The organism is Arthrobacter sp. JUb115 (assembly GCF_004365035.1).
Lineage (GTDB): Bacteria > Actinomycetota > Actinomycetes > Actinomycetales > Micrococcaceae > Glutamicibacter.
The window spans coordinates 13,659-38,914 of sequence record NZ_SOBS01000014.1 but is presented as its reverse complement, the minus strand read 5'-3'; the positions used below and the strand labels follow the sequence as shown (position 1 = coordinate 38,914).

The window sequence follows — 25,256 nt, the reverse complement described above, 5'->3', positions numbered from 1 at the left end:
TATGGTGAAAATTTCTGACGGCTGAAAACTCAGCAGGGTTAGAGGTGCGTTTCGTCGTAAAACTCAGTGCCTTAAACTATGCGTCGATACATCATCCATTCTACGAGTATTGATACATTCAGAAGGATGGGCGTGTACCTCGCTTGCTTGCCGCCAACAGGTGTGGGTCTGGTGGTCTGACCTATCCGTTGGTGTTTCCCTCCCTTATCAAGGCAGGGCCTCGTGGGTTCTAGTGACGATTCTGGTGAACCTGATATAAGGATGAATTTCGAGTAATGCAGCACAACCATGATTCTTGGTGACACAGATTCACGAAATCTATATCAGGTAATAAAGTGAAAATAAAGCAGATTAAATACTTCTAGTTCTCACTCTTAGTCAATCGTTGTGGTAAATCTTGCGTGACAACATCAATATTCGTGATCGGACTAACATTGAAGAGCCTACTCCTAACAGTGATATGGGTTATCGCCTCGGCCCTCTTGATCTGTTCCTGTGCGAGCTCCAGCAGATCCGACAATCTCATCGAAATCGCAGTCATCGACTCACACCTGCCTGACGGGACAGCCTATGAATGCTTCAATATTGAGCATCAGAGCATAAGCAACGAACCTGTCGTCAATTCTGGGACCGCAGTTCATCACGCGGAAGTCACACTTTCGCACCTTCTCGAATTGACCGCGGAAACGTGCCCTGATTGGAGTTCCAGAGTGCGGATTAGGCACGTGCAGCTTTCCGGTGAAGTTTCCGCTAGTAGTAGAGAACTGACCGAGGCCATCACCTCGTTATCAGATTCCAGCGTCGATCTCACGGTTATCGCGTTGACATCTGGGACCTCGAGCCGGAGTCTTGAAGACGCAATTCAGGAATTGGTTGATACGGGGGCACCCATCCTCGCTGCATCGGGAAACAGACCGGGTATGTCTCCGGGATTCCCTGCCAGATTCGACGGAGTACTTTCGATCGGCGCACTGGACAATAGTCAAAAACCGGCATCTTTCAGCGCGCAGAAAAACGTCGATGTCTTTTTGTCCGGCGAGAACATTCCATACGTCACATCGTCTGGAGACATCGATAGTAGCAGCGGCACCTCTGTGGCGACTGCTATTGCTGCCAATCAGATCCTTAAAGGGATTCTTGCGGGAAAAACTCCATCCGAAGGAATAGCAGAACTTATACAACAAAATAGAAGGATCGAATAAAAATGAAAGTACTAGTCTGGCTTGTCCTTGTACCAAGCCTCGTTCTTGGTCTGATGCCACACGGTGGAGAAGTTACTGACCCTGCAATGACCTCAGAAACACAAACCGTTGTTTATTCTGAGGATGCGCTTGAGGAATCACTCTCCGAAGAAGGTCTTGAACTCCTTGAAGCCGAGATCGACAGCGAAGAAGTTTCAGTTGAAACAACCACCGAACTAGATTCTGGTGAAGAAATTTCACAGTCTCTCGTCTTGGACAATGATTCAGGTACCGCAGAATTCACGGTCGAAAGCGAAAGCGAGGACATCGTTAGTGGAACCTATCAGGTAGATGTACTCCAGGTTGATGAAGAGCTCATCTGGTTTACGGTTACAAACCCTGATACCGGCGAAAAATCAGAATATCGATCTGATCAAGCAGACTACTCGGTAATTCCTCTGGCATTGATCCTAGTTCCTTCACTGGGAGCAATTTTTAAGGCTCTATTCCTTGCCTCGGCCGTAGTTGTGATCGCTGGTGTAACTTATATAGCAGCCGACAAAGCGATTGCAGGTATCAGGGAGGCTATTCGCAAGAAAAAGAATCCGCCTGCTCATTACAAAGTTGTACGCCGCACAAACGGCTTGCTCATTGGTGACGGAATGTCGAAGAACGAGGCCGTGTCGCGTGCTCGAGCCAGCGGTGATGTATGGTCAACTACCAAAGCCGGGGCAAGGTCTGTGGCTTATAGCGTGAGAAGCAAAACACCGGTTGGCCCTGAAAAAGACAAGACCAATTCCTCCAAGAAGTATTGTCACTACCACCCATCAGGACGCAGTCCTGGATCACACGCCTTCTACGGTGTTGCCGGCCAGGCATGCTGATGGAGGAAAAAGATGGAGCTGATCAAATGACCGTGGCTCCCATAGATCCACGAGAATTGATGAAGAGGTGGGAAGCCGCAAAGTTGCCCTCGGTGACTCCGACACAGGTACGCGCGCTCCTTGAAGACAACTATAAGGCCTACGGAATTCCTGTTCATTTGATGGAACCTGATGGATTCGAATTCGATGAGGAAGTGCGGGAGGACCTGATTGATGCGTTGTTTACCATCACCAATCCCGCGGTTCTCCTGAAACTAAGAAATGGGCGGCCGGTCGCTGTCGATGAAGATGCCGTTGAAGACGCCGAGTTCTACTGGCAGGAGCTTTTCCATGGCGACATGCTGGAACTCCCATATCGGGTTCTTTCGGCCCAGCATGCCTTGGGACAACGGGTCTCGGTGTTGCTTGAGCGCGAAGGAAGTTTCATCACCGGCTTCAAGGTCTATGGGGTGGCAGGAGACAAACTCAACCGGTACCTCACCGCGGTCATTGGTTTCCCGCCGCGCCGTGAACAAGATCCGGAAGATGGGCCCTTCATGCGTGCGGGAGACCTGACGGACCCCGTGTTTGTGGACTACCTCGAAGCAACAGCTGAATCCGGGCTCATCTAGGCAACGCATAGGCGCTGCATTGAGTTGGATTAAATGCTCTGGGGCTATTACAGAGTTAGTCAACGCCCCGGCGAGAATGAGTGAGTGGCCTACAGGATGGCAGGTGCCGTGTTGTAGGTCATTTCCTTTCTTGCTCTCACCGGCAGGTTCCCCTGACGGTGGAAGTCTTCTTCCTAACCCAGATTTTCTAGTACGTGAATAATTTAGCGATGCTACCAAGCCACGGCTGGTGCACGGCATCCGGAACGTTTCAGTTCGTCGCAGGATTCGAAAATTCTCACGATGTCTGAAACGGGGTGGATTAACAACCTGAAAGATCGGGCAAATTAGACTGCTTGGTTGCTATTTAGACTTGCGTGGGTACCGTTTGACTTGAAAATTCCGTGATAACGACAGCGTGTTCGAGGTGAGACGTCTTCCAACCTATAGGTTGCAAGACGTCTCATGGAACCCCGATCCCACGGTTGTGACTATCAACTTGGGGCGGCGGTTAAACCACGGCATTGTTTGGCGGCAGTGGCCCGGATGGGCAAAATTAGGCTGGTTGACGGTGTTGTTCAGTCCGAATGATCCGGGGCAGAAACCTGACGAAGAGGACCATGCCGATGAGCTCGACAAGCGTCTGGGTGACCACGACCAATGCGGCCAGGGCCAGAGGTTCGGGCAAGGCGAGGGCGAGCGGGAGCACGACCAGTGAATTGCGGGTCGCGCCGCTAAATACGACTGCACGCGTGGCGGCGACATCGAGACGTGCCCATCTGGCCGCCAGCATTCCCAGCGGCACCATCACCAACAGGAACGCAGCGTAAAGCGGCACCACCGCCAGCAGCGAGCCAACTTCCTGGCCGACTCCGGTGATTTGTGAACCGACGACCACCGCCAGGGTCACCATCATCAGGGGAACCATCAGGGCCTGCATGATGTCCATGATGATCCTGCCCGCCGCGGCCTTGCGCGCCAGCGCCTGTGTCAGGGTTGCCGCCGTCAGGGGAATGAGGATCAAGACGATGAGGGCCTCGACGAAGGGTGCGGGGTCGATGGCCGAGGCCACGTCGGGGCCGACGAAAAGCAGCAGGTAGAGGGGCAGCAGCAGCATCTGGAGCAGCATCAAGACCGGGGCGGCGGCCAGCAGCCTGTCGCTGGCCCCGCCGGCCAGGCCGGTGAACACGATGACGTAGTCGATGCAGGGGGCCAGCAGGACCAGCAGCACCCCGAGCAGCAGGGCCTGGTCCCCGGCGATGAAGCGGGTCAGTCCGAACACCACGACGGGGACCACGATGAAGTTCAGCACCAGCACGGTTCCCATGAACCGCAGGTCCTTGGCGGCCTTGCCGATGGAGGCGAACGGGATGCCCAGGAACGTTGCGTAGAGCAGCAGCCCGAGGACCGGGTTGATCGAGTGTTCCAATGCTCCGGCCGAGCCGGGGGCAAGGAACCCGACGCCGCCGCCGATGAGGATGGCCACGAGGTACAGGCCGATCTGGTGGTGTTCCATCCGTGCAATGAGGTTCTGGGTTTTCACCATGCCCATGTTAGGCGACGCGGGCGGTCGAGCAGGAGTTGATGCCCGAGTGACCGTGGTGAAGGACAGTGAACCGACTGCGGGACCGGGGCATTTCGCGTTCATGGCCCCGCGGGGTGCCGCTGGGCGTCACCCCGCGACACCATCCGACCAGGTCTGCCACTCAGATGTAGCGGCAGACCTGGTCGGCGGAGCAGGAGTCCGGCTCCGGATCCCTCGCCTTTGCGTGGAGCTGGGAAATGCTTTCCCGGAGGACCAGCAGTTCGGCGATCTGGGCATCGAGCTCCCTGAGCCGCAACCCCAGCAGGCCTTGGACGTGCGAGCACGGGGCCTGGCCGTGTTCGCGGATCTTCAGGATCTGCCGGATCTGGGCGAGGGTGAGCCCGGCGGCCTGGCCGCGGTGGATGAACCCGACCAGCCCCACGGCACCGTCGCTGTAGTCCCGGTAGCCGGAAGCCAGACGCTCGGCCGGAGGAAGCAACCCCGAATCCTCGTAGAAGCGCAGGGTCTTGGTCGTGGTTCCGGTCGCTTGCGCAAGTTGTCCGATTCTCATGTTCGCTGACTCCCCTTTCAGTGGTCACCGCACTTGACCTTCCACTGTACTGGAAGGTTCATGATGGTGCATAGGAAGTTTTGCACTACAGGGAAGAGGTAGCTGGAATGACAAACGAACGGTTCGATCTGGCGATTGTTGGTTCCGGGGGCGGCGCGTTCGCGGCCGCGATCCGGGCCACCGGCTTGGGCAAGCGCGTCGTGATGGTGGAGCGTGGCACCGTGGGCGGGACATGCGTGAACACCGGATGCGTGCCCTCAAAAGCACTCCTGGCCGCCGCGGAGGCCCGCCACGTGGCGTTGGACTCGGCCCGCTTCCCGGGCGTGGCGGCCTCGGCGGGCCCGGTGGACATGCCGGCCCTGGTCCAGAGCAAGGCCGCGCTGGTGGAAAGCATGCGAACGGAAAAGTACATTGAACTGGCCGCCGGCCACGGGTGGACCATGCTCGAAGGGGAGGCCTCGTTCACCGGAACCCAGGACGAACCCCGACTCCGGGTCGCCTCCCCGGACGGTGCCGAAAAAACGATCGAGGCCGACCACTATCTCGTGGCCACCGGCTCCGCCCCCTGGACGCCTCCCGTCCCTGGACTGGACGAGACAGGGTACCTGACCTCGACGACGGCGATGGAACTGGACGAGGTCCCCGAATCAATGCTGATCATGGGCGGGGGCTATGTTGCCCTGGAAATGGCGCAGCTTTTCTCCCGGCTCGGTTCCCGGGTGACCATGCTGGTCCGTTCCCGGCTGGCCTCGCAGGAGGAACCGGAGGCATCCAAGGCATTGGCCGAAGTTTTTGCCGACGAGGGGATCCGGGTGGTCCGGCGGGCCTCCGCGGAGACTGTGGAGCGCGATCACGCCAACGGAGGGGTCCTGGTCTCGGCATCCGTGGCCGGCGGCAGGGAAACGTTCCGGGCATCCCGGCTCCTGGTGGCCACAGGCCGACGCCCCGTCATCGACGGGTTGAATCTTGACGCCGTCGGCGTGAAGACCGGCGCCACGGGCGAGATCGTGATTGATTCCCGCCTGGCCACGTCCAACCCGCGCATTTGGGCTGCCGGGGACGTGGCCGGACACCGGGAGTTCGTTTACGTCGCCGCGGCCCACGGCGCCCTGGCCGTGGACAATGCGCTCACCGACGCCGTCGCCGAGGTTGACTACCGGCACCTGCCCCGGGTCACCTTCACCAGTCCCGCCATCGGGTCGGTCGGCTTGACGGAGAAGGAAGCCGTCGCTGCCGGGATCCGCTGCGAGTGCCGGGTCCTGCCCCTGGAGTACGTGCCGCGAGCCGTGGTCAACCGCGACACCCGCGGCTTCATCAAGGTCGTCGCCGAGCTCGGCACCGGACGGATCCTGGGTATTTCCGCCGTCGCCAGGGACGCCGGGGAACTGGCCGCCGCCGGTGTCTACATCCTCGAAGCGGGGATGACCACCGCACAGGTCGCCGCCGCCTGGAGCCCCTACCTGACGATGGCCGAGGGCATCAGGATCGCCGCCAAGGCCTTCACCACCGACATCGCCAAACTGTCCTGCTGCGCCTAAGCGAAACCCACCTGAAGCAGAGGACTTCGGGTGATTCAATCTCAGGTGTTCGCTGCACTACAGCCGCAGTGGCGCAGCTACCAACAGGGGAAAGCGGTCAGACCAACCGCTGACGGTCGCGAGGCGTCTTGAAAACCTAAAGCTTTTTGAGACGCTACCTAGAGTAGAAACTTGTCTCATCAAATACTTGGAAAACGCGGGCTGTATTTGTCTTATAAACTCGTCCCAACGTAAAACGTCTTACCTGCTTGCCGCACAGGGGTTGTTGAGTCACACTGGGCAGGTGAGGCATTTGGGATACACACGAGTGAGCACTTCGAGCCAAGACGCGGCCTTGCAATTCGACGCTCTTGCTGCAGCGGGGGTGCAGAAACGCGACGTGTTCGCCGATGTGACGTCCGGCAGCCGGAGCGCGATTGAGCGGCCCGGGATGAAGAAACTGCTCGAGTACGCGCAGTCCGGGGACACCGTGGTGGTCTGGCGAGTAGACCGGCTCGGGCGATCCCTGATCGATGTTTTGAACACCGTGAACCTCTTGCGCGAGCGCGGGGTGAATGTCCGCTCCATTTCCGATGGGATCGACCCGGCCACGTCGACCGGGCGGATGATGCTGAACATGCTGGCCTCGTTGGCCGAGTACGAGCGCGAGCTGTTCGTTGAACGAGTCAATGCCGGCATTGCTGCCGCCCGGCAATCCGGAACCCGTTTCGGCCGGCCGGTCTCTGACCCGGTGATGATTGCCGATAAGCTCGCGATCGCCAAAGATGCCCGCGCCAGGGGACGCACCGCCAAAGACGCAGCACGTCTGGTTGGCTGGAGCCGCGCGACGTTCTACCGCCACTTGGGCCAAGAATCCGCCTCTGTCAAGAGCCTGTGATCGGCCATGTCCCGGCGAAGCGAACCGCGCAGGGACGCACCGCTGGGACAAAACCAGAATGGCAGCAGTACCGTGAAAGCAGGAACCTCTTACAGCGGCCTGATCAAGGCAACGGCACGCTGGGAAATACTGCGGCAACACGTCGAAGACGGAGTGCCGCTGACGGTCTTGGCTGAGGAACACCATATCGGCCTGAGGACACTGCAGCGATGGCACCAGAGCTTCAAGCTCCAGGGGAAGCCTGGTCTGGAACCGGTGGCACAGGGCAAACGCGGACGCCGGATGCCCAGCGACTTCGTGAAGCTGGTCGAAGGCCTCGCCTTAGCTAAACTGCCCAGGACGACGGCAGCCATCCACCAGCAAGCTAACAAGGTGGCGCTCCACCAGGGATGGGCACCGGTTTCCTACTCAACCATCCGCTCGATTGTCGGCGAGATAGATCCCGGGATGATGACACTGGCGCAGCAAGGCGCGGCGGTGTACCGCGATAAGTACGAACTGGTCTGGCGCCGCCGCGCCGAACGTCCGAACGCGGTGTGGCAGGCTGATCATACCGAGCTCGACATTCTGGTTTTTGACACTGGTCATCGGCCGGTTCGCCCGTGGCTCACCACGATCATGGATGATTACTCGCGAGCCCTGTGCGGGTACATGATCTTCACCGGTGCTCCCTCATCCTTGAATACGGCATTGGCGTTGCGTGAGGCGATCTGGCCCAAAAAGACAGCTGATTGGCCGATGTGCGGAATCCCTGATGTGCTCTACGTGGACCACGGAACCGATTGCACGAGCCACCACATGGCGCAGGCCGCCAGAGACCTGCACTTCGAAATCACTTTCTCTGCAGTAACCCGGCCACAGGGCAGAGGAAAGATTGAGCGTTTCTTCGGTACGTTGAATACCGAGCTTTTGGCCCGGCTACCGGGTTACTTGCACAACGTACGCAATCCCAAACCCGGACTATCGATTAGTGAACTGGACACGGCGCTAGGTGAGTTCATTGGGCAGAATTACCACCAGCGTGAACACCAAGAGATCAAAGAAACACCTCAAAAAGCGTGGCAGGGCAACGACTGGTTGCCGCGTCTGCCTGAATCCATCGATGAACTGAACCTGCTGCTGCTCACGGTCGCCAAACCTCGAATCGTCCACCGCGATGGGGTGCACTTCCAAGGGCTACGCTACATATCTCCCTTGCTGGCTGCCTATGTCGGAGAATCCGTCATCCTTCGCTACGACCCGCGAGACGTTGCCGAGATTCAGGTCTTTCATCGTGGCCAGCACATCTGCAAAGCTGTGGATCCCACGCACGAACGATCCATCATGACCTTTAAGGACATCCAGAAAGCACGCTCTGCACGAAAGCGTCAGCTGCGCGGACAAATCAATGAACGAATCGCCACCGTCGCGGAATTTCTACCGGCCGGGCAACCAACCACGGAGGCACCCCAGCCTGATCCGGCGGTCCACCGAACCAAGAAAACGAAGCTGCGCACTTACGCGGAGGACGAGTAATGGGACCAACAACTTTTATCGCAACGAAGGAGCACCGCCGCTTCACTGAGTTCGCCAATGCGGTGCGTCGGCAGCGGACTATCGGGGTCTGCTATGGACAAGCTGGAATTGGCAAAACCCTATCGGCTAAACGTTATGCCAACTGGAGCCCGAAAGCCGAGGCGTTAATAGAGGAATGGGGCCGACGGGAGGACAGTGACCTCCAGATCTACAAGGATCTGGCCAAAACGCGGACCGTCTTCTTCACCCCAGGGGTTCTGACGACGCCTAAGCAAATCAAGGATGAACTCTCTCTGGTCACCACCCGGACCTCGATCTGTATCCATCAACATCTCGATACTTTAGGTGCCACGACGGGCCCGATGAATCAAGACAAGCATGTTGAGCTGATCATCGTCGACGAGTCGGAGCGACTCAACGCCACTGCCTTAGAAGTGCTACGAGATAGGTATGACAGGAACAATATCGCGCTGATGCTGATTGGGATGCCTGGCATCGAAAAGCAGTTCAGTCGATATCCTCAGCTCTATAGCCGTGTTGGTTTTGCTCACGAGTACCGTCCGCTTGCTCAGGATGAACTGCATTTCGTTCTGCAACGAAAGTGGCGTGCCCTCGGAAAAACTCTGGACTTGGAGGACTTCACCGATACGCAAGCTGTCGCGGCGATCGCCCGTATCACGCGCGGTAATTTCCGGCTGATCGATCGACTCTTCACACAGATGCAGCGAGTCATGAAAATCAATGAGCTGGACACGATTACCGATGATGTTGTTGAAGCTGCGCGATCCACGCTAGTGATCGGAATCAGTTGAACCGCCAATATTAGGTGCGCAGAAACCGCCAAACGAAGTTAACAATCACACCCCCGGTGAAAAATCCGCGGAAACTCAAGGGTCCGAGATTCTCACAGCTATGTGTTGTAACCCATGGCGTAGCGCCGCGTTTGCGCCATTAGTAGTGAGACAGATTAGAAAAACGGTGGGTTCCAGTCTCGAGCTTTCGACCCGGGCCATACGAATCGACTTCTTGAAGCCGTGAAATTCACAGATAATGGGGTCATGCTGCGACGAGGACAGATCTCTAAACTCTAGCGGCCGGCTTCTGAGAACGGGTATAGAACACATACCATAGGCAACCTGTTGCGCTGAGCCCCAACCCGAGGGCCCACCATGGGAATCCAATAGAGTCGACACTTTGCCCAGCATCTGCAGGAGTTGGCAATACAGGTTCGGCCGTGACAATAATCCGGTGTGAGTTGACACCGATGGGGGTGCAGTTCACCAACGAAATCAGGTCGTGGCCTGCTTGCGGCCTGAGCAATGCCGTTTCAGTGGGGAGTACTACGGAACTATCGATGATGCGATACACCAGAGTCTGGCCATACACATCGATTTCAATATCATCGCCTACGGTCACTTTATCCAGATCGGTGAACATTGCTGCCTGCGGTAGACCGCGGTGCCCGGTCATCACCGCGTGGGTTCCTTGTCCACCTACAGGCAAGGCTGTGCCTTCAAGATGACCTGCGCCTTCCAGAAGGACATCTTCGGCGGTACCGTGATACACCGGGATCTTTACGTCAATACTCGGTATTCGCCGACGCGCCATCAATCCGTCGTCATTTGGCTCCAACAGATCCCAGTACGGATCATCTGTCTTTTGAGTTTTCTTCTGCACCGCAGCGAACGGGTCAACAATTCTCGTTCCATCAGCCAGCGACGCATTAGTGGCGGAAGCATCATAAATTTCCGAGGCTCAGCATCGCAGTGGCAATCAGACCCACTATCCAGCATGGCCGGTTGGCAGATTCGCACTGGCCAGGTTGGCCCGCGCTGTCACCTGCGATGCAGGGCAACCTACGCCTGTCGACGATGCGCAGCCCGCTTTATCTGGTCTAGATTCGTTTTGCATCTCGACGACTTCACATAGAGCAAATTCTAGAAGTGCCAGAGTCTAGAGAGCGTCAGCAACTATTTCAGCAAACCGTTTCCTACCAGAACTTAGGAATAAGCACCGGCGTGTTTTCCTTGTAGGTTTCATAGTCGGCGCGGCCTCCCCATTTTGATTCAGCTTTCGCTTCAAGCAGCGGGATTCCGCTGATCTTGATGAGCAACACGGCGACGAATACCGGTGAGATCATCACAACCCACTGCCAGTGCTGCAACGCCGGAGCGGCCACAACAGCCACGCCAATCCAAAGCAGAATCTCTCCGAAATAGTTCGGATGGCGAGATTTGGACCAGAGTCCGGAGGAGATGAATTTCCCTTGATTTTCCGGGTCGCGTTTGAAAATTGATTTCTGGTGATCGGCTAGGCTTTCCACACCCAACCCAATCGCCCAGATGACGAGTCCGACCAGTGCGAATCCGTCCAATTCACTAGAGTATTCCGAGGTCATAGCAGCCCAAGCAGTAGCAGCAGTGAAAGAGACCCAGAGACCCTGAACGGTCCAGACGCTGAGAAACCGCATAAAAGACGGTTTGATCTGGTCGAAGCGATCATCTTTGCCGTCCCTAGTGACACGGCTGAAGAGGAAGATTCCCAGCCTAAGAGTCCAGGCCAGGACCATGAATGCCAGTAGCAGCGATCTTGAATGAACTTCAGGGACTAAGAGAAGCAGGAGCAATGTGACTGCTGTATAGGTCAGGGTTCCGGTCAGGTCGTAGAATCTCTCTGTTTGCCTTAGGAATGAAGGTATGAATGCGATCCATTGGGCTATAAAGGACGCCAGTACAGCCAGAGCGAAGAGGGGCATCGAACCCCATGTAATCCCGCCATCACTACCGGACAATGCAAGCAGCACACCTAGCAGAAGCACTACAGGCATAGCGGTCAGCGCCTTGCGTTCCTTGCTCTTCATTATGAGGTTTCCTCCGTTAAATTTCCCTCAGAGACGATCCAGTGATCCTGCGATACTTTTATCCAAGAGTCGCCTCATCATATTCTCTGGGACCGGGCAATACTATTGGACACAGGGTGAGCCAAAGCTTTTGACGGAATCGCGGCTTGACGCTTCTCATGGCATCTCTTCGCGGGGCTATCGTCTAAGAGATGCTTGCTGTTGGCGGAGGATCGCAGAAACAGCTTTCGTCCCCAGAACTGTTCACGACCTGTTAATTGGCCGGACTGAACAAATCAAGCATTCTGAATGCTGGACGAAAACCGTTCTAATCTCGATTGACTAGTTGTTACGTCGAAACGGAACGCATAGCTTGGCTCCAAGCCCCGCACTAAACAAGCTTGAAACCAAGCTATGCGAACCTTGCCTCGTCCCTGCTTATGCTGCCTATCTGAGATGATAGCGCCCAACAATGCCTACCTTGAATGACGCCTGACCGAGAAGTAGTCCACAGCAGGCTAGTCCTGTCCGTATTTGATATCCACCGTTACCCTGCCCGGAAGGACGAGCTATGAGGGAATTTGCGACGCCGCTATTGGCCACTTCGCACATGCACAGGAATGCCACCGATCTCTTGATGGAGCGCCTGAAGAATTCGCCTGAGCATATAGCATTCGAAGTTCGATCTGCTGATGGTCCCGTTGCTGCCCCCTGGAAGCAAATAACTACTCGAGAATTTTTTCTCGAAGTGCAGGCATTGGCTAAGGGGCTCATCGCTAGTGGGCTGCAACCTGGAAACAAGCTTGTGATTATGTCACCTACACGCTACGAATGGGCTCAGGTGGATATGGCGGCATGGTTTGCAGGTGCGGTCGTGGTCCCTATTTATGAAACTTCGTCGCTTGATCAGGTCACAGCCATACTTGCCGACTGCTCCCCAAAATTTATAGTTGCTGGAAGCACCGACCACGCCTCGATTCTCGAGCGCGGGCTAAGTGGCGCGGGAATATGCGGGTCGAGAATCTGGACAATGGACACCCGGAACGATCTCGATCTTGAGGATCTTGTTGACGAAGGGAAATCTATCGCCGATGGTGCTGTTGAAGAACGACGATTGTTGGCAACGTCAGAGACGATAGCGACTATCGTCTACACTTCGGGAACGACGGCAGCACCCAAGGGCGCTTTAATTACGCACGGTAACCTCGTTGGCTTAGTACTCAATGTTGCTGCCGCTTACACTGAAGTGGTTAAGGAGACAGGAAATACGATTATTTTCCTTCCCATGGCCCACGTTCTGGCTCGTGGTCTACAGCTGATTTGTTTGGCTAACGGGATGCGCATCGCGCATCTCTCAGAACCCAAAGAAGTAATACCGTCTTTGGAATTCCTCAAACCCACATTTCTCGTAGTAGTGCCACGGGTGCTACAGAAGATCCAAGACTCCGCAGCACAGGCCGCCAATCAGAAACGCCTGAATCGTATTTGGAAGTGGGCCAGCGACACGGCAACGCAGTGGGGCGCGATGGCTGAGGGACACGATACCGGTTCGTCGAAGCAAGCTTCTCCTAGCCTTAGGATGAGACATTTCATTTTTGATCGGATTTTCTACTCGCGTCTAAGAAAAGTAGTCGGCGGTCGTCTTGAGTACCTGCTATCAGGAGCTGCAACCCTAGATAGAGAAGTTTCCCTCTTTTTCAGGGGTATTGGCTTGCCAGTAATCGAGGGCTATGGGCTGACAGAAACTACAGCGCCGCTAACGGGAAATATGCCCGGGTCGATCAAGTCTGGAACCGTGGGAGTTCCGATGCCTGGGACCACTGTACGAATATCGGACGACGGTGAGGTGCTCGCACAAGGAATCGGCGTATTTGCTGGATATACCAATCCCGAAGATAACGAAGACGCTTTCACCGATGGCTTCTTCCGTACAGGAGACCTGGGATCCTTGGACAACCTTGGGCGCATCACGCTGAAGGGAAGAATCAAAGATGTCATAGTAACTGCGGGAGGGAAGACAATATCCCCCAGCATATGGGAAGGATACGTCGAAACTGAGCCATTGATTGCCCACGCGGTAATGGTTGGAGAAGGTAAGCCGTTCTTGGGATGCCTCGTACTGATTGACCCGGAAGCAGTCAAACAGTGGGCCTCTAGCCAAGGGATTACAGACGCATCCCTTTTTCAGCCTCGCACAGAAGGGTCAATTGACAGGATTAGAAACGGGCTCTTGTTTCAAGTCGTCCTCGACTCCGTCAGCTCAGCCAATAAGCGGGTAGCAAGAAGTGAACAAGTCAAAGAGTTTCTTATGCTTTCTACCGATTTAGGGGAAAACAGTGAACTGCTGACACCGACTTTGAAACTCAAGCGAAGTAAGTTTCTTGAGAGAGCAAACGGCTTCGTCAACGAGCTCTATGCCTCGGCTAAGCGCTAGCAATCAGTCATGATATGAGCCCCTAATGTGCGGAACAGAAAATCTTTAAATAAGTTCCAATCCGCGAAGCGCTTTGCCCCGAATGCCCTGTGAAAACCCAAACCAAGAGGTTTGGAAAACCAACTGGCCCAACGGGGTCGCCAGGTAAGGAGTTCGACATGAAAACCATGCAGCGCAAGACAGTGGGACTGCTCTCGATTGCCGCGGTCGCCGCGTTCGGATTGAGCGCCTGCTCGATGGACAACAGCGCCGAGTCCACTCCCAGCAGCGAAAGTTCGTCATCGAGCATGGCTTCTAGCAGCCCGGAAGCATCTGAGGATTCGGGAATGGCCAGCGAATCGGCCATGGACCCAACCGCCAACCTTGTTGGTTCAGGATGTGCGGCGTACGCAGAAGCAGTGCCCGAAGGTGACGGCTCCGTTGCTGGCATGGCCCAGGATCCGGTAGCCGTGGCAGCATCAAACAACCCGTTGCTGACCACCCTCACCAAGGCCGTTTCGGGCGAGCTGAACAAGGACGTGGATCTGGTGGACACGCTCAACGGCGATGAGTTCACCGTCTTCGCACCGGTGGATGACGCATTCAAGGCCATTTCAGAAAAAGACCTGAACGCTGTTGTGTCGGATGCCGACATGCTGACCAAGGTGCTGACCTACCATGTGGTCCCAGGCCAGATAACTCCCGATGAGTTGAAGGGTGATCTGGAAACCGTTGAAGGTGACAAGGTCAAGATCAGCGGCAGCGGCGATGACTTGATGGTCAACGATGCCAAGGTCATTTGCGGTGGCGTGCAGACTGCCAATGCCACCGTTTACCTCGTTGATTCGGTGCTGATGCCACCGGCAAAGAAGTAGTACTACAGCATCAAGCTGAAGAAGCCAGGGGACGGGCGATGCACGATTTGGGGGGCCGTTCCCTGGCTTCCGTCTACCCAAGATTTGACCTGCAGCTACTGCCCTGAACGAGAGCAATGTCCTTGACGGTATGGGGTCGTTGAACCCAAGATCCCGAATTGGGCAGTCGAAATCACCGACTGTTCAGCGCCGGATGAAGCTCTCTTGCTTCAAGCCGCACAAGGAGATGAAGCAGCTACGCAGTCTTATGGCGGACTTGTCCCAAGGGTGTTCGGTTTTGACGCCCGTCAACTGAGCGATGAAGTCCAAAGGCAGGAAGCCGCACAATGATTATTTTCAGACGATTAACGACATGTTGATGGCTTCGCCACTGTGCGAACTACCGCACTAACTTGGCTGCTGAAGATCGTCCACCAGTCTGCCGTTGGACAGATCCGCTTCACTTCAGAGCGCCCGAAACCTGTGCTGGGAATCGCTGTTGAAACCTCTTAAGCAAGGTATCAACCATTGCAGGGAAGAGCGGTACGTCCTGATGAGGTCAAACGCATGATCGAAGCTCTCTACCAACTGACTGAAGCGCAAAGAGGTACGATCCAACTGGTCTATTTCGGGGTTTGACGCATTGTGAGATTCCTGATCATGCCCAACTACCTGTGGTGATCGTGAAAGCCGGCTCACGAGACAGAATGAAGGAAATACGAGAATTGCTGGGAGCCATGTCATGGGCAAGCACAAAAGTAGACTGTTCAGCGGCTTCGCCCTGAATGCGCTGACCCAAACTCAACGTGATCAGGCGCTGCAGTATGAGGCCAATGCCGCCACGCTCGAGCAAGAGCTTGCTTCTTTGAAACAAACTGCTGCCTACCTTGCTCTCACCGTCCCTGAGGTGAAGCCGCCACCGAGAATTAAGACCTACGTCATGGATGCGATTCGCACCGTTGAACAGGTTCCCGCAAGAGTTGATGAGAGTCAATGCGAGCATTCCGCAACGGAAGCAAGAGCTCTGCTTTACTCTCATAACGAATTGGCTGGAAGTATGCAGAGCGTTCACAGAAAGTCGCAGAAGTTCTTTGCCCCATTAGTGTGCCGTCGCGTTGCTGCCTTCGCTGATCCCAGAAGATCGACGGCGTGCCGATCGCCTATGTGTACACAAGCTTGTCGGCCAGGCCTGCTTCAGCGAACGCTAGAGTGAGGTCGGCTCGGGTGCCTTGGAAGTGCGCCCACCCTTCGAAGTGGGCAGGGATCACACGACGAGCGTCCAATGCGCGTGCTACCCAAGTGGCCTGAGTGTTGTTGAGGGTCACGAGCTGCGCCTCGAGCATGGGCTCATGGCGGACCCCGCCAAGAAACAGCACCGCTGTATCGATCGGCGCACACCTATCTGCGATCTGCTGGACATAGTCCAGCGATGCGTTGTCGCCGCTGATGTAGACGCTGGGGTGACCTACTGCAGTGAGGAGGAACCCGATAACGTCGCCGGAGACCGGTTCGCTGCCCTCTGGTCCGTGGCGTGCAGGCAGCCCGGTAATCGTCACCTCGGTACCGTCGGGAGCGATGAGTGTTGCTTCCTCCCAGAACGCGACCCCCTTTGCATTGCCGCCAAGACGGCCAGCACCGGAGACGGTTGTGTAGACGACCGGTACGCGAGGAAGGAACTGGCGGCCCGACTCATCGAGATTGTCATCATGCTCGTCGTGGGAGAGCAACACCGCGTCGATGTGCCCCACCTCGTCCGGGCCGAGGGGTGACCCGGCGGTCTTGGTCATGGCGTATCCAGGCATGACGGGGTACTCCCCCGGTGCATCGAAGGTGGGGTCGGTGAGGAAGCGCAAGCCAGCGTACTCGATCAACACGGTCGGGCCGCTGAGGACGCGTACAGGGATGTGGGTGGGGACGGTCTGGGTGGTCATGAGATTCTCTTTCAGGAGTAGAATGTATTGCTTACAGATAGTTCCATGGAAACAATATTTGGTTCGCCTCGGTCAGCAGGATCGACGCGGACAGGTGAGGTGAGAAATGACGGAATTGCGGGTGCTTTATCACGATCTGGTGCGCTTCGAAACCGAGCTGTGGACGGCGATCGATGCGCGGCTACGCGCTAACTGCGATATGCAGTTGACATGGTTCGAGATCATGCAGCTCCTGCGCCACCGTGAAGGGCAGCGCGTCCATGACGTGGCGCGGGAATTCGTGATCACGGTAGGCGGGGCCAGCAAGGTCATCGATCGAATCGAGGCCGCGGGGCTCTGCCGACGGGTCCCGAATCCGAATGATCGCCGGTCCACGCTGATTGTGCTGACAGCTGCGGGGAAGGCGAGGGTGGACGAGACAGCCCCGGTGTTCGAGGACGAGCTCGCCCGGCGCTTCTCGGCCATACTGGGATCTGCTGAGCTCGACCGGATGGCGGCAGGGCTCCGTCTCTTGCGTTCCGCTTCGGACACTGACGATCGATCCAAGATCGTCTGACGCCGATGTATTTTCACAAGAATATCCGTCCTGGCTAAGGGAGACGTCGCAGGTCCGCGTTGCCTCCCGTAACCGTGGACAGCATCGGTCAGTCCGTTGGAGCGGGCATCGAATACACGCCGAAGTGGTGGCCGTTGGCGTCGCGCAGGCGGGCGAAGCTCACTCCGGACGCGTCGACGACGGGCTCCATCGTGACTTCGGCACCGAGCTCCTTGGCTCTCGCAATCGTGGCCGGGATGTCCTCGACGAGGACATAGAAGACGGCGTAGTCCTCGAAGCGTCCGGCGTGGTCGAAGATCCCGCCGGACGGGCCTGGCGAGCCCGGAGTGATGGCGGCGTGGTATTCGACGCCTTCGAGGTCGGTGTTGAGCTTGAACTGCCAGCCGAACAGCTCGCTGTAGAACTTCTTCACCTCCTCGGGCTTGTCGCTTCCAATCTCGAACCAGGACACTGAACCGATTGCTGGGACACTCATGACCCGCTCCTATTCTTCCCCGTACGGGGAACTCTTCGACTCGCCGCATGGACACGCGGTGGCGACACCAGTCTACCGGATATAGTTGACATGGAATGTACATGTGCTGTGAACGCGGTGCCTGACAACTTGGAGGTCCGATGGATAGTGAACACTCTGGCCGGCCCGTTGCGGGGGGCCCGTTGGTGACCGCGGTGCGGGGCGCGCGGATGCACAACCTGCGGAACATCGATGTCGATGTTCCGCTGCGGCGGCTGGTCGCGATTGCAGGGGTGTCGGGGTCGGGGAAGTCGTCGCTGGCGATGGGGGTGCTCTACGCCGAGGGATCCAGGCGGTACATCGAGGCTCTGTCGACCTACACGCGCCGGCGCATGTCCCACTCTGCTCGTGCGAGTGTCGACTCCGTGCGGCATGTCCCGGCAGCCCTGGCGTTGCGCCAGCGGCCGGGCGTGCCCGGGGTGCGGTCGACGTTCGGGACGTCGACGGAGCTTCTGAACGTGCTACGGGTGATGTTCTCGCGGCTCGGCTCGCATCTGTGCCCAAACGGTCACCGTCTGTCTCCGACGATCGATGTGGCCGCGAACAAGGATCTCATTTGTCCGGTGTGCGCAGCTGAGTTCTATCCACCAGGTGCGGAGTCTCTGGCATTCAACTCCGATGGGGCGTGCCCGAACTGCGCGGGAACGGGCACGGTGCGCGACATCGACGATGCGACGCTGATCCCTGACCTATCCCGGTCGATCGCCGAAGGCGCCGTCGCCCCCTGGGGGATGTTCGGTCTCTCAGTGATGCCGCAGGTCGTTGCCGCATTCGGTGTGCGCATCAACGTCCCCTATGCCGAGCTCACCCCGCAGGAGCGAGAGATCGTGCTCGACGGGCCCGCTGAGAAGCGCGAGATCGAGGTCCCATCGAAGACCGGGAAGCTGTTCGAGCTGAACTTCACCTACCGCAGCGCCCGTCAAGCCGTGCGGGAAGCAATGAATAACGCCACCAGTGAGAAAGGCCTGGCTCGCGTGCAGCGGTTCATCACCGCGCACACCTGTCCTACCTGCCACGGCACCCGCCTGTCCGAAGCAGCTCGCGGCACCCGAGTTGACGGCATGAATCTCGCCCAGGCCACCGTCCTCACGCTCGCCGAGACGATGGCATGGGTGCCGGCGGTTCCTGCCACTCTGCCTGCGGACATGCGTCCCATGGCGAAGATGATCGCCCGGCAGTTTACCGAGATGGGTCACCGCCTGATCGAGCTGGGCCTGGGCTACCTCACGCTCGATCGGCCCAGCTCCACCCTGTCGACCGGAGAACGGCAGCGTGTGCAGCTGGCGCGGGCGGTCCGCAACGAGACCACCGGCGTGCTGTACGTGCTCGACGAGCCATCGATCGGGCTGCACCCGGCTAACATTGACGGTCTGATCGGCGTCATGCGGGACCTCCTCGACGGCGGCAACTCCGTCGTACTCGTCGACCATGATGTGCAGGTCCTGCGCGAAGCTGATTGGATGATCGAGATCGGTCCCGGCTCCGGCTCTTCCGGGGGAACTATCCTCGCCCAAGGGACGATCGACGCCGTCCAGGAGAATCCAGCGTCACTCATCGGGCCGTTCCTGTCTGGCAGCGAGACGGCGGTCATCCGCGATCGCGCGAGCAAAGACACGGTGTTCTCCCGCGGGGTGATCCGTCTGAAGACCGCCCCGATCCACACGGTCCACGCGCTCGAGGCCGAGATTCCAAAGGGCCGTCTCACCGCTGTTACCGGGATGTCCGGGTCGGGGAAGACGACCCTCATTCTTGACAGCCTCGTGCCCGCCCTCGCTGCCGCTCACGATGACGTCCCGCTCCCCGGGCACGTCATCTCCCTCGACACGGCAGACCTGACCCGGGCAGACGTCGTCGACGCGACCCCAATAGGTACCAATGTCCGCTCCACCGTCGCCACCTATAGCGGTATCCTCGACGACCTTCGTCGCGCCTACGCCAGCCTCCCGTCCGCGAAGAACGCCGGCCTGAACGCAGGGAACTTCTCCTACAACACCGGATCGCTACGTTGCCCGAGGTGCGAGGGCACAGGCCAGGTCGTTCTGGACGTGCAGTTCCTACCCGACGTCGACATCCCCTGTCCCGACTGCGGCGGCACCCGCTACAGCCCCGCCGCCTCCGAACACCAGTTGCCCACCACTGACGGGCGCCGGTCCCTGCCCGAGCTGCTCGGCACCACCGTCGCCGACGCCGCGACGCTGCTCGGAGCCCGGACCAGGGTGCGCAAGAAGCTGTCGACACTGATCGATCTCGGCCTGGGTTACCTCACCCTCGGCGAGGACACTCCCGCCCTGTCCGGCGGCGAGGCTCAGCGGCTGAAGCTAGCCGCCGAGCTCGGCCGCAAGCACACCGGCACGGTGTTCGTATTTGACGAGCCCTCTGTCGGCCTGCACCCGCTGGACATCCGCACGCTACTGGGTGTGCTGGACCAGTTGCTGGCGACCGGGGCGACCGTGATCGTCATCGAGCACGACCTGGACATGATCGCCAACGCCGACTATGTGATCGATCTCGGCCCCGGAGGCGGCACGGATGGCGGACGCATCATCGCCACCGGCACCCCCGAGGCCATCGCCGCATCCGCCGCGAGCATCACGGGACAGTACCTCGCCGCGACCTCACGACCCTGACAGGGTCGTGAGGTCGCGTCGCCAGGGATCAGACTCCGAGATCCCGCAACCACCGCTCGACACTGCGCGGTTTGAGATCGAGCAGCACCTGTGCCGAACGCGCCTCTGGAATGAGCTCCCCGGGCTGATGCTGGCGATGCTCATAGGAGGCGATCACCGGTGCGACCGCGGCCTCGCCGAACAGAGGGATGATCAGCTCCCCGTACCGTGCGGGGCTGATCGCCTCGAAGCGCACATCTTGCCCGAGGTATCGAGTGAAGCCCGCGGCAAGGTCCGCGCCAGTCAGGCCGGGAAGAGCTCCGACGGAAACGATTCCCGTGACCGAATGGTCAGTCAGCAGACGGGAGACGACGTCAGCGACGTCAAGGTGGGAGATCCACGAGACTGCATAGTCCGGGCGGATCGGGTAGCGCAGAGCACCCTCGTCCCGTGTGGGTCCCATCGTCGCCGTCAGGAGCAGATTCTCGAGGAAGAGCCGCGGCTCGACAATCGCGTAGGACACCCCTGAGGAGGCCAATTCACGGGCGAGTACGTCCACAGCATCTGTCCCTTCAACGGTGGGATCGAGAGAAAATCCGCTGGTGGAGAAGACGACGCGTGCCGGCTTCGCCCGACGAATCGCCACGGCGATTGTGTGAGCGAAGGCGAGCTGGTCTTCGGGACGTCCCAGGGGCAGGTGTACGAACACCCCCTTCGCGCCGCGATACGCGTCAGCGAGCGAGTCGACAGAGGAGTTGTCGATGGCGATTGCCGCGCCGTCGATCTTCGAGATGTCTCGGACCGCGGCGACGGCATCGAGTCCAGCTGAGGTGAGAGCAGTGAATACAGGGGAACCTTGAGCGCCGGTCGCGCCGTGGATGATGTATGTCATGAATCAATTACTGCACATGATGCATCGGTTACATCAAGTGCAGTAATGGAGTATCGTGGATATGTGAGATTCAACCACTGCGACCTGCAGGAGTGTGGTGTGGCTCGTTTCCTGTCCCTGCTCGACGGGCCATGGGCCACGCTCATCGTGCGCGAACTGCTCAAGGGACCGCATCGCTTCAACGAACTGGCAGAGGTACTGCCTCGCATCAGCGCGCACACGCTAACCAGTCGGCTCCGCACGTTCGAGAAGCACGGCCTGGTCACCCGCACCGCGTATCCCGAGATTCCACCCCGAGTCGTTTATGAGCTGACACCTGCCGGGCAGGACCTCCGCCCCGTCTTGGAAGCAATGAATTCCTGGGCCATGACCCTGCCCGCGAGCGTCTTCGAGATCGCCGAGGACGCCGGCAGCGGCCACTCCCGTTCGCCTGCCGATTCCTAGCCGGCCATAGGCTGTCTAATTCCGGGCCGCTTCAGATCATTCAGCGCGAGTGGATGGGTCCCATGCGGCTCGCAGAACTATGGTATCGATTAGGCTCCTGGTGGAGTCGTTGGAGTTCCAGCAGGTCGAAGCAGCATGGTTTAGGGTAGGATCAGATCGCCGAGTTGCTGAACACCAGCCAGCAGATGGGGCTCAAGGAGTACAACAATTGGATCGGCCTCTCCATCGATGTATCGAGGTAAGTTCACATGAACTATCAAGTGATTTCGAGAGGTACGTATACTCGTGTTGGACGAGGAACGACGATCAGAAAATCCGAAAATCGATAACGAACATGTGTTTCTTCCTCTGTACATGTCGAGGGCCAAGCGAACGATACTCCCGTCGAACAAGGTTTCACTCTTTCTGGCGCGAGGAAAGCGTTTCCAGACGTGAATACGCGCCATGCTGCGCAGCTCGAAGTTCGAGAGCCCGAACCAGTGAAGTCGACAAAACACATATCGAGCTCCAACGCAAGCGGCAGATTTGTCTACAGGGACATGCCCTAAGATGTGTCCAAATAGGCCGTCCAAGACGTAGCTCTATTCAACGTGTTGAACGACGAACCGTCTGCTCATATCTGAGAAGTGTTGCTTGAACTCGGCATAGCCCCGGAGTCCTGCCGCCTTCACCGAGTGAACTTGCGAGAGGAGTATATGAAGGAGGTATTCATTCGACCACCGCCGTCCCGCTCCTGAAGGTCCAGTTGCGGTCTGGGCGCCATTGTCGAACTTGGATCAATGGTTGGAGCGGAACGCGAATAGGTTTGAGGACACAGACAGTGGAATGCCATCAGAGTGGGAAGCCGAGGCGGATGAACCCGCAGTACTAAGTCGCGAAAGATATCGTTGGTTGACACGGATCGCCCCACCCCATCCAGTGGGTACATTCGTCCCCCGGTGCTTTCAATGTTGGACCCCAAAGTCCCCGAATCAGCCTAAATATGCAAGGATCGAGCATCGAGGTCGCTAGCTTATTTGACCGCATTGGAGCGGTTGGAGGTAGAAGTACTCGTTACTGGCAGATGTTAATTCCTACGTCCCAACAAACAGGCGAAGAATCCACCACGTTGCCGGTCCGCGGTCTCTCGCTGTTTCAAGGTGCGCGGCCCAACATACCACTGCGCCGCGGAAACGGTCCGCTGGACATGCTGGCCACATCCGGCCCACGTCGCCTTGCCGCACACGTGGCACTTAGATATGCAATGTAGGGCGTTATATAAATACCCCGTAGGATACACAAAAGTGAACAAGTTCCCTACAGTTCGAGGAGCGGTAACGAAAGGCCCCCAGTTCACCTGCCTCAACATCATCTAGCCGCTCGCTGCCATGTACAAGGCCACCGACCCCGACCTCGAGGAATGCCACATCAGCTAGGGTGCTCTCAAGGATTATACGAATACCTCAACCGTTGGTCAGACTCCGTCGGGCGACGAGTTGAAAAGCTCTTCCGACAGCTGGCCTAAGACGACAAAACCGACAACAAGACCAGGCCCCTCACGCTCAGCCCTGTTATCCTCCCGGACGAAGCCGGGCGTAGGTCACTTGTCTTCAGCGATAGCCTTCATCGCCTTCCAGCCGTGAGTGACCCCGCCGCCGGCGCGCAGGGCGGCCGCGACCATGACCGCCTCAGCAACGTCAGCCTTGGATGCACCGGCCTTGACGGCACGCTTGGCGTGGTCCTCAATGCAGAACGGGCACTGCGTGGTCACCGCCACCCCGACAGCGATCAACTCACGGGTGGCGAGATCGAGGTTTCCGGCGTCCTTCTTGAACACGGCCTTGTCGAATCCGAAAAAGGCCGAGACCATCTCCGGCGCGGACTCCTTGATGTCGGCCATGAACGCGGTTTCCTCATTGTGGTTGTGCATTGCTTCTCCTTCTCGATCGATTGTTTCTAGGTTAGTTCGGTGTGCCCGATCCCGCCGGGGCCGGGCGAGTGGTCATCGCACGCTCTTGACTTTCAGCACCGCCAGACGATCTCCGACAGCACCCGCCGCCGGGTGCTAGATGTCGCCGCGCGCCTGGGTTACACCCCGTCCGCGGCTGCGCGGACGCTGAAGCGAGGACGATCCGGTGTCGTGCTCTACAATCTTGAAGCCCTGGCCACTCGGCTCGGCCTCGGGACTGCTGCTGACCGAGCTTACTGCGGGCTTCGACGCGGTGGGCCTGACTCTGATGACGCACATCGAAGGGGCGGGGGGCGCGGCGTCGAAGCTGCATGGAGCGACATCGCTCCTGCTGCAGTGCTGTCCTACACTTTCGTGGATCCGAATTCAGATCGTGTTATGCGCACTGCCGGCGTGCAGTGCGTGGCCGTACTCTTCTCCGGCGAGTCCGACGGGAGCGCGCGCTTCGTCCGGCCCGACTCCAGGATCGGTCGGCTGCAGGCAGAGCACCTCATCGCGGCCGGGCACACGAGAATCGGCTATGCCTACCCCGAGTCGCCTTTGCTTAGGGATTTCGCCGAACCGCGGCTTGAAGGTGTTCGGGCAGCATGTGCGGACGCTGGCATTGCTGCGCCGGAGGTACGTACTGTGCCGCTCGACGCCCAATTCGCCGCTGCCGCGATCGAGCACTGGCGAGGGCTGGACGATCCTATGACGGCGATCTGCGCCTACGTCGCCGAGGCTCGGCGCATCGAACATGAAGTGACATCGGCCCTGCATGAAGGCGCCGCCCCCGAGGCGACCGATCCCGCCAATCTCTTCACCACGGTCGTTCCGGAATCCGCTTGACAAAAACACAGCCCCTTTTACGGCTTTGCCCCGGCAGTTCTCCTGCTCAATCAGAGTCGGAGTTCTTCAGCAGGTGCCGCGAGTGCAGTCCCGGTTGCCAGCAGATCGACCAGCGGAATGACAGCATCGAAGGCGGAAGCACCCTCCTCTAGCGAGGCGATCTTCGCCCCGTCGAGCAGAGCCATTAGCTGCCTGGCTATCCGGTCCCGGCTGCGCGGATCGCTGTCGTCGAGGCAGCGGTCGAACCTTTGCAGCAGCGACTGCCGCTGATCAGCAAGCACCCGGGAAATCCCCCCGGAATCGTCGAGATGCTCCGCCGCCGCTGCTATGAAGCAGCAGCCCGCATACCAGTCCTGAGCAGCTGCAGCCGCCGCAAGGTCGAAGACCGCTCTGATCAGCAGTCCCCCATGGACCCCTCTCCGTTCGAGGGAATCGATCTCCCGCTCAGAGCGCTCAGCCTGGCGTTCTAGATACGCACGCACGAGATCCTCTTTCGATGAGAAGTGTGCATACAAGGTGGCCTTGGCGACCCCGGCCTCCGAGATCACCCTGGCCACGCCCACGGCACGGACTCCGTGCTCGGCGAAGAGCCGCGAGGCCGCGTCTAAGATCCTCGTGCGTGCGGAGGGTCCTTCCTGTGGTGAATGGTCTGGCATCGTCATGGGCTTGACGATACCAGACCGACCGGTCTACCCTGAAAACCAGGCAGACCGGTCGGTCTGGTTGTTTGACTGAGAGTGAAGGAAATCC

24 protein-coding genes are annotated in these 25,256 nt (G+C 58.3%); 13 read left to right on the top strand and 11 right to left on the bottom strand.

Annotated elements, in window-relative coordinates:
* Positions 1-725: 725 nt before the first annotated feature.
* Genes EDF61_RS18900 through EDF61_RS17700 form a run of 3 tightly spaced genes read left to right on the top strand, consistent with a single transcriptional unit; the run spans position 726 to position 2,676 of the window.
* The gene (locus EDF61_RS18900) at positions 726-1,202 is read left to right on the top strand and encodes a S8 family serine peptidase (protein ID WP_166650873.1); all 477 of its coding nucleotides are present in this window, start codon (positions 726-728) and stop codon (positions 1,200-1,202) included.
* 2 nt (positions 1,203-1,204) lie between these two features.
* Positions 1,205-2,065, top strand: a complete 861-nt coding sequence (locus EDF61_RS17705; RefSeq protein ID WP_133835020.1) for a hypothetical protein — start codon at positions 1,205-1,207, stop codon at positions 2,063-2,065.
* A complete protein-coding gene (locus tag EDF61_RS17700; RefSeq protein ID WP_133835019.1) occupies positions 2,065-2,676 on the top strand; it encodes a hypothetical protein in 612 nt (203 codons plus the stop codon). Before EDF61_RS17705 ends, EDF61_RS17700 begins: the two co-directional genes overlap by 1 nt.
* Positions 2,677-3,211: 535 nt before the next feature.
* Here the strand turns inward: EDF61_RS17700 and EDF61_RS17695 are convergent.
* Both EDF61_RS17695 and EDF61_RS17690 read right to left on the bottom strand, forming a co-directional pair.
* Complete coding sequence (locus tag EDF61_RS17695) at positions 3,212-4,207, bottom strand: arsenic resistance protein (protein ID WP_133835018.1); 996 nt, start codon at positions 4,205-4,207, stop codon at positions 3,212-3,214.
* Between the two features lie 154 nt (positions 4,208-4,361).
* Positions 4,362-4,751 (bottom strand): heavy metal-responsive transcriptional regulator, encoded by a 390-nt coding sequence (locus EDF61_RS17690; protein ID WP_133835017.1) that lies wholly within the window; start codon positions 4,749-4,751, stop codon positions 4,362-4,364.
* A gap of 107 nt (positions 4,752-4,858) precedes the next feature.
* Between EDF61_RS17690 and merA the strand changes: the two genes are divergently transcribed.
* The 4 genes from merA (at position 4,859) to EDF61_RS17670 (ending at position 9,493) form a co-directional block, all read left to right on the top strand.
* Positions 4,859-6,289 carry a mercury(II) reductase gene (gene merA, locus EDF61_RS17685; RefSeq protein ID WP_133835016.1) on the top strand — a complete coding sequence of 477 codons (1,431 nt, stop codon included), beginning with the start codon at positions 4,859-4,861 and terminating at the stop codon, positions 6,287-6,289.
* Positions 6,290-6,572: 283 nt separating this feature from the next.
* On the top strand, positions 6,573-7,166 hold the full coding sequence (locus tag EDF61_RS17680) for a recombinase family protein (protein WP_133835015.1): 594 nt from the start codon (positions 6,573-6,575) through the stop codon (positions 7,164-7,166).
* Positions 7,167-7,238: 72 nt separating this feature from the next.
* Positions 7,239-8,681: a TnsB C-terminal domain-containing protein gene (locus tag EDF61_RS17675; protein ID WP_286172340.1), complete on the top strand. Its 1,443-nt coding sequence runs from the start codon at positions 7,239-7,241 to the stop codon at positions 8,679-8,681.
* Positions 8,681-9,493 carry an AAA family ATPase gene (locus EDF61_RS17670; protein WP_105553695.1) on the top strand — a complete coding sequence of 271 codons (813 nt, stop codon included), beginning with the start codon at positions 8,681-8,683 and terminating at the stop codon, positions 9,491-9,493. The genes EDF61_RS17675 and EDF61_RS17670 overlap by 1 nt, the downstream gene beginning before the upstream one ends.
* Before the next feature lie 268 nt (positions 9,494-9,761).
* Here the strand turns inward: EDF61_RS17670 and EDF61_RS17665 are convergent, their stop codons facing one another.
* Together EDF61_RS17665 and EDF61_RS17660 are read right to left on the bottom strand one after the other, a co-directional pair.
* A complete protein-coding gene (locus EDF61_RS17665) occupies positions 9,762-10,427 on the bottom strand; it encodes a class C sortase (RefSeq protein WP_133835014.1) in 666 nt (221 codons plus the stop codon).
* A gap of 244 nt (positions 10,428-10,671) precedes the next feature.
* Complete coding sequence (locus EDF61_RS17660) at positions 10,672-11,541, bottom strand: DUF1295 domain-containing protein (RefSeq protein WP_133835013.1); 870 nt, start codon at positions 11,539-11,541, stop codon at positions 10,672-10,674.
* Between the two features lie 550 nt (positions 11,542-12,091).
* Between EDF61_RS17660 and EDF61_RS17655 the strand changes: the two genes are divergently transcribed.
* Entirely contained in the window at positions 12,092-13,954 is a 1,863-nt protein-coding gene (locus EDF61_RS17655) for an AMP-dependent synthetase/ligase (RefSeq protein WP_133835012.1), read from the top strand.
* Positions 13,955-14,112: 158 nt separating this feature from the next.
* On the top strand, positions 14,113-14,808 hold the full coding sequence (locus EDF61_RS17650; RefSeq protein WP_133835011.1) for a fasciclin domain-containing protein: 696 nt from the start codon (positions 14,113-14,115) through the stop codon (positions 14,806-14,808).
* 637 nt (positions 14,809-15,445) lie between these two features.
* On the opposite strand, the gene EDF61_RS17645 is transcribed toward EDF61_RS17650, so the two are convergent.
* Both EDF61_RS17645 and EDF61_RS17640 read right to left on the bottom strand, forming a co-directional pair.
* Positions 15,446-15,790, bottom strand: coding sequence for a hypothetical protein (locus EDF61_RS17645; protein ID WP_133835010.1), 345 nt, complete (start codon positions 15,788-15,790; stop codon positions 15,446-15,448).
* 157 nt (positions 15,791-15,947) lie between these two features.
* The gene (locus EDF61_RS17640; protein WP_133835009.1) at positions 15,948-16,718 is read right to left on the bottom strand and encodes an MBL fold metallo-hydrolase; all 771 of its coding nucleotides are present in this window, start codon (positions 16,716-16,718) and stop codon (positions 15,948-15,950) included.
* Positions 16,719-16,824: 106 nt separating this feature from the next.
* Between EDF61_RS17640 and EDF61_RS17635 the strand changes: the two genes are divergently transcribed.
* Positions 16,825-17,274, top strand: coding sequence for a MarR family winged helix-turn-helix transcriptional regulator (locus EDF61_RS17635; protein ID WP_133835008.1), 450 nt, complete (start codon positions 16,825-16,827; stop codon positions 17,272-17,274).
* An 88-nt stretch (positions 17,275-17,362) separates the two neighbouring features.
* On the opposite strand, the gene EDF61_RS17630 is transcribed toward EDF61_RS17635, so the two are convergent.
* The gene (locus EDF61_RS17630) at positions 17,363-17,749 is read right to left on the bottom strand and encodes a VOC family protein (RefSeq protein ID WP_133835007.1); all 387 of its coding nucleotides are present in this window, start codon (positions 17,747-17,749) and stop codon (positions 17,363-17,365) included.
* Positions 17,750-17,889: 140 nt separating this feature from the next.
* Between EDF61_RS17630 and EDF61_RS17625 the strand changes: the two genes are divergently transcribed.
* Positions 17,890-20,415 carry an excinuclease ABC subunit UvrA gene (locus tag EDF61_RS17625; RefSeq protein WP_133835006.1) on the top strand — a complete coding sequence of 842 codons (2,526 nt, stop codon included), beginning with the start codon at positions 17,890-17,892 and terminating at the stop codon, positions 20,413-20,415.
* Between the two features lie 28 nt (positions 20,416-20,443).
* On the opposite strand, the gene EDF61_RS17620 is transcribed toward EDF61_RS17625, so the two are convergent.
* Positions 20,444-21,286: an SDR family oxidoreductase gene (locus tag EDF61_RS17620; RefSeq protein ID WP_133835005.1), complete on the bottom strand. Its 843-nt coding sequence runs from the start codon at positions 21,284-21,286 to the stop codon at positions 20,444-20,446.
* Between the two features lie 99 nt (positions 21,287-21,385).
* On the opposite strand from EDF61_RS17620, the gene EDF61_RS17615 reads away from it, so the two are divergent.
* Positions 21,386-21,730 carry a winged helix-turn-helix transcriptional regulator gene (locus EDF61_RS17615; RefSeq protein WP_286172339.1) on the top strand — a complete coding sequence of 115 codons (345 nt, stop codon included), beginning with the start codon at positions 21,386-21,388 and terminating at the stop codon, positions 21,728-21,730.
* Positions 21,731-22,796: 1,066 nt separating this feature from the next.
* Here the strand turns inward: EDF61_RS17615 and EDF61_RS19305 are convergent.
* On the bottom strand, positions 22,797-23,078 hold the full coding sequence (locus EDF61_RS19305) for a DUF8730 family Cys-rich protein (protein WP_502699088.1): 282 nt from the start codon (positions 23,076-23,078) through the stop codon (positions 22,797-22,799).
* A gap of 231 nt (positions 23,079-23,309) precedes the next feature.
* On the bottom strand, positions 23,310-23,639 hold the full coding sequence (locus EDF61_RS17605) for a carboxymuconolactone decarboxylase family protein (RefSeq protein ID WP_133835002.1): 330 nt from the start codon (positions 23,637-23,639) through the stop codon (positions 23,310-23,312).
* A gap of 417 nt (positions 23,640-24,056) precedes the next feature.
* On the opposite strand from EDF61_RS17605, the gene EDF61_RS17600 reads away from it, so the two are divergent.
* A complete protein-coding gene (locus EDF61_RS17600) occupies positions 24,057-24,506 on the top strand; it encodes a substrate-binding domain-containing protein (RefSeq protein WP_133835001.1) in 450 nt (149 codons plus the stop codon).
* Between the two features lie 50 nt (positions 24,507-24,556).
* On the opposite strand, the gene EDF61_RS17595 is transcribed toward EDF61_RS17600, so the two are convergent.
* Positions 24,557-25,168, bottom strand: coding sequence for a TetR/AcrR family transcriptional regulator (locus EDF61_RS17595; RefSeq protein WP_133835000.1), 612 nt, complete (start codon positions 25,166-25,168; stop codon positions 24,557-24,559).
* Positions 25,169-25,256: the final 88 nt, after the last annotated feature.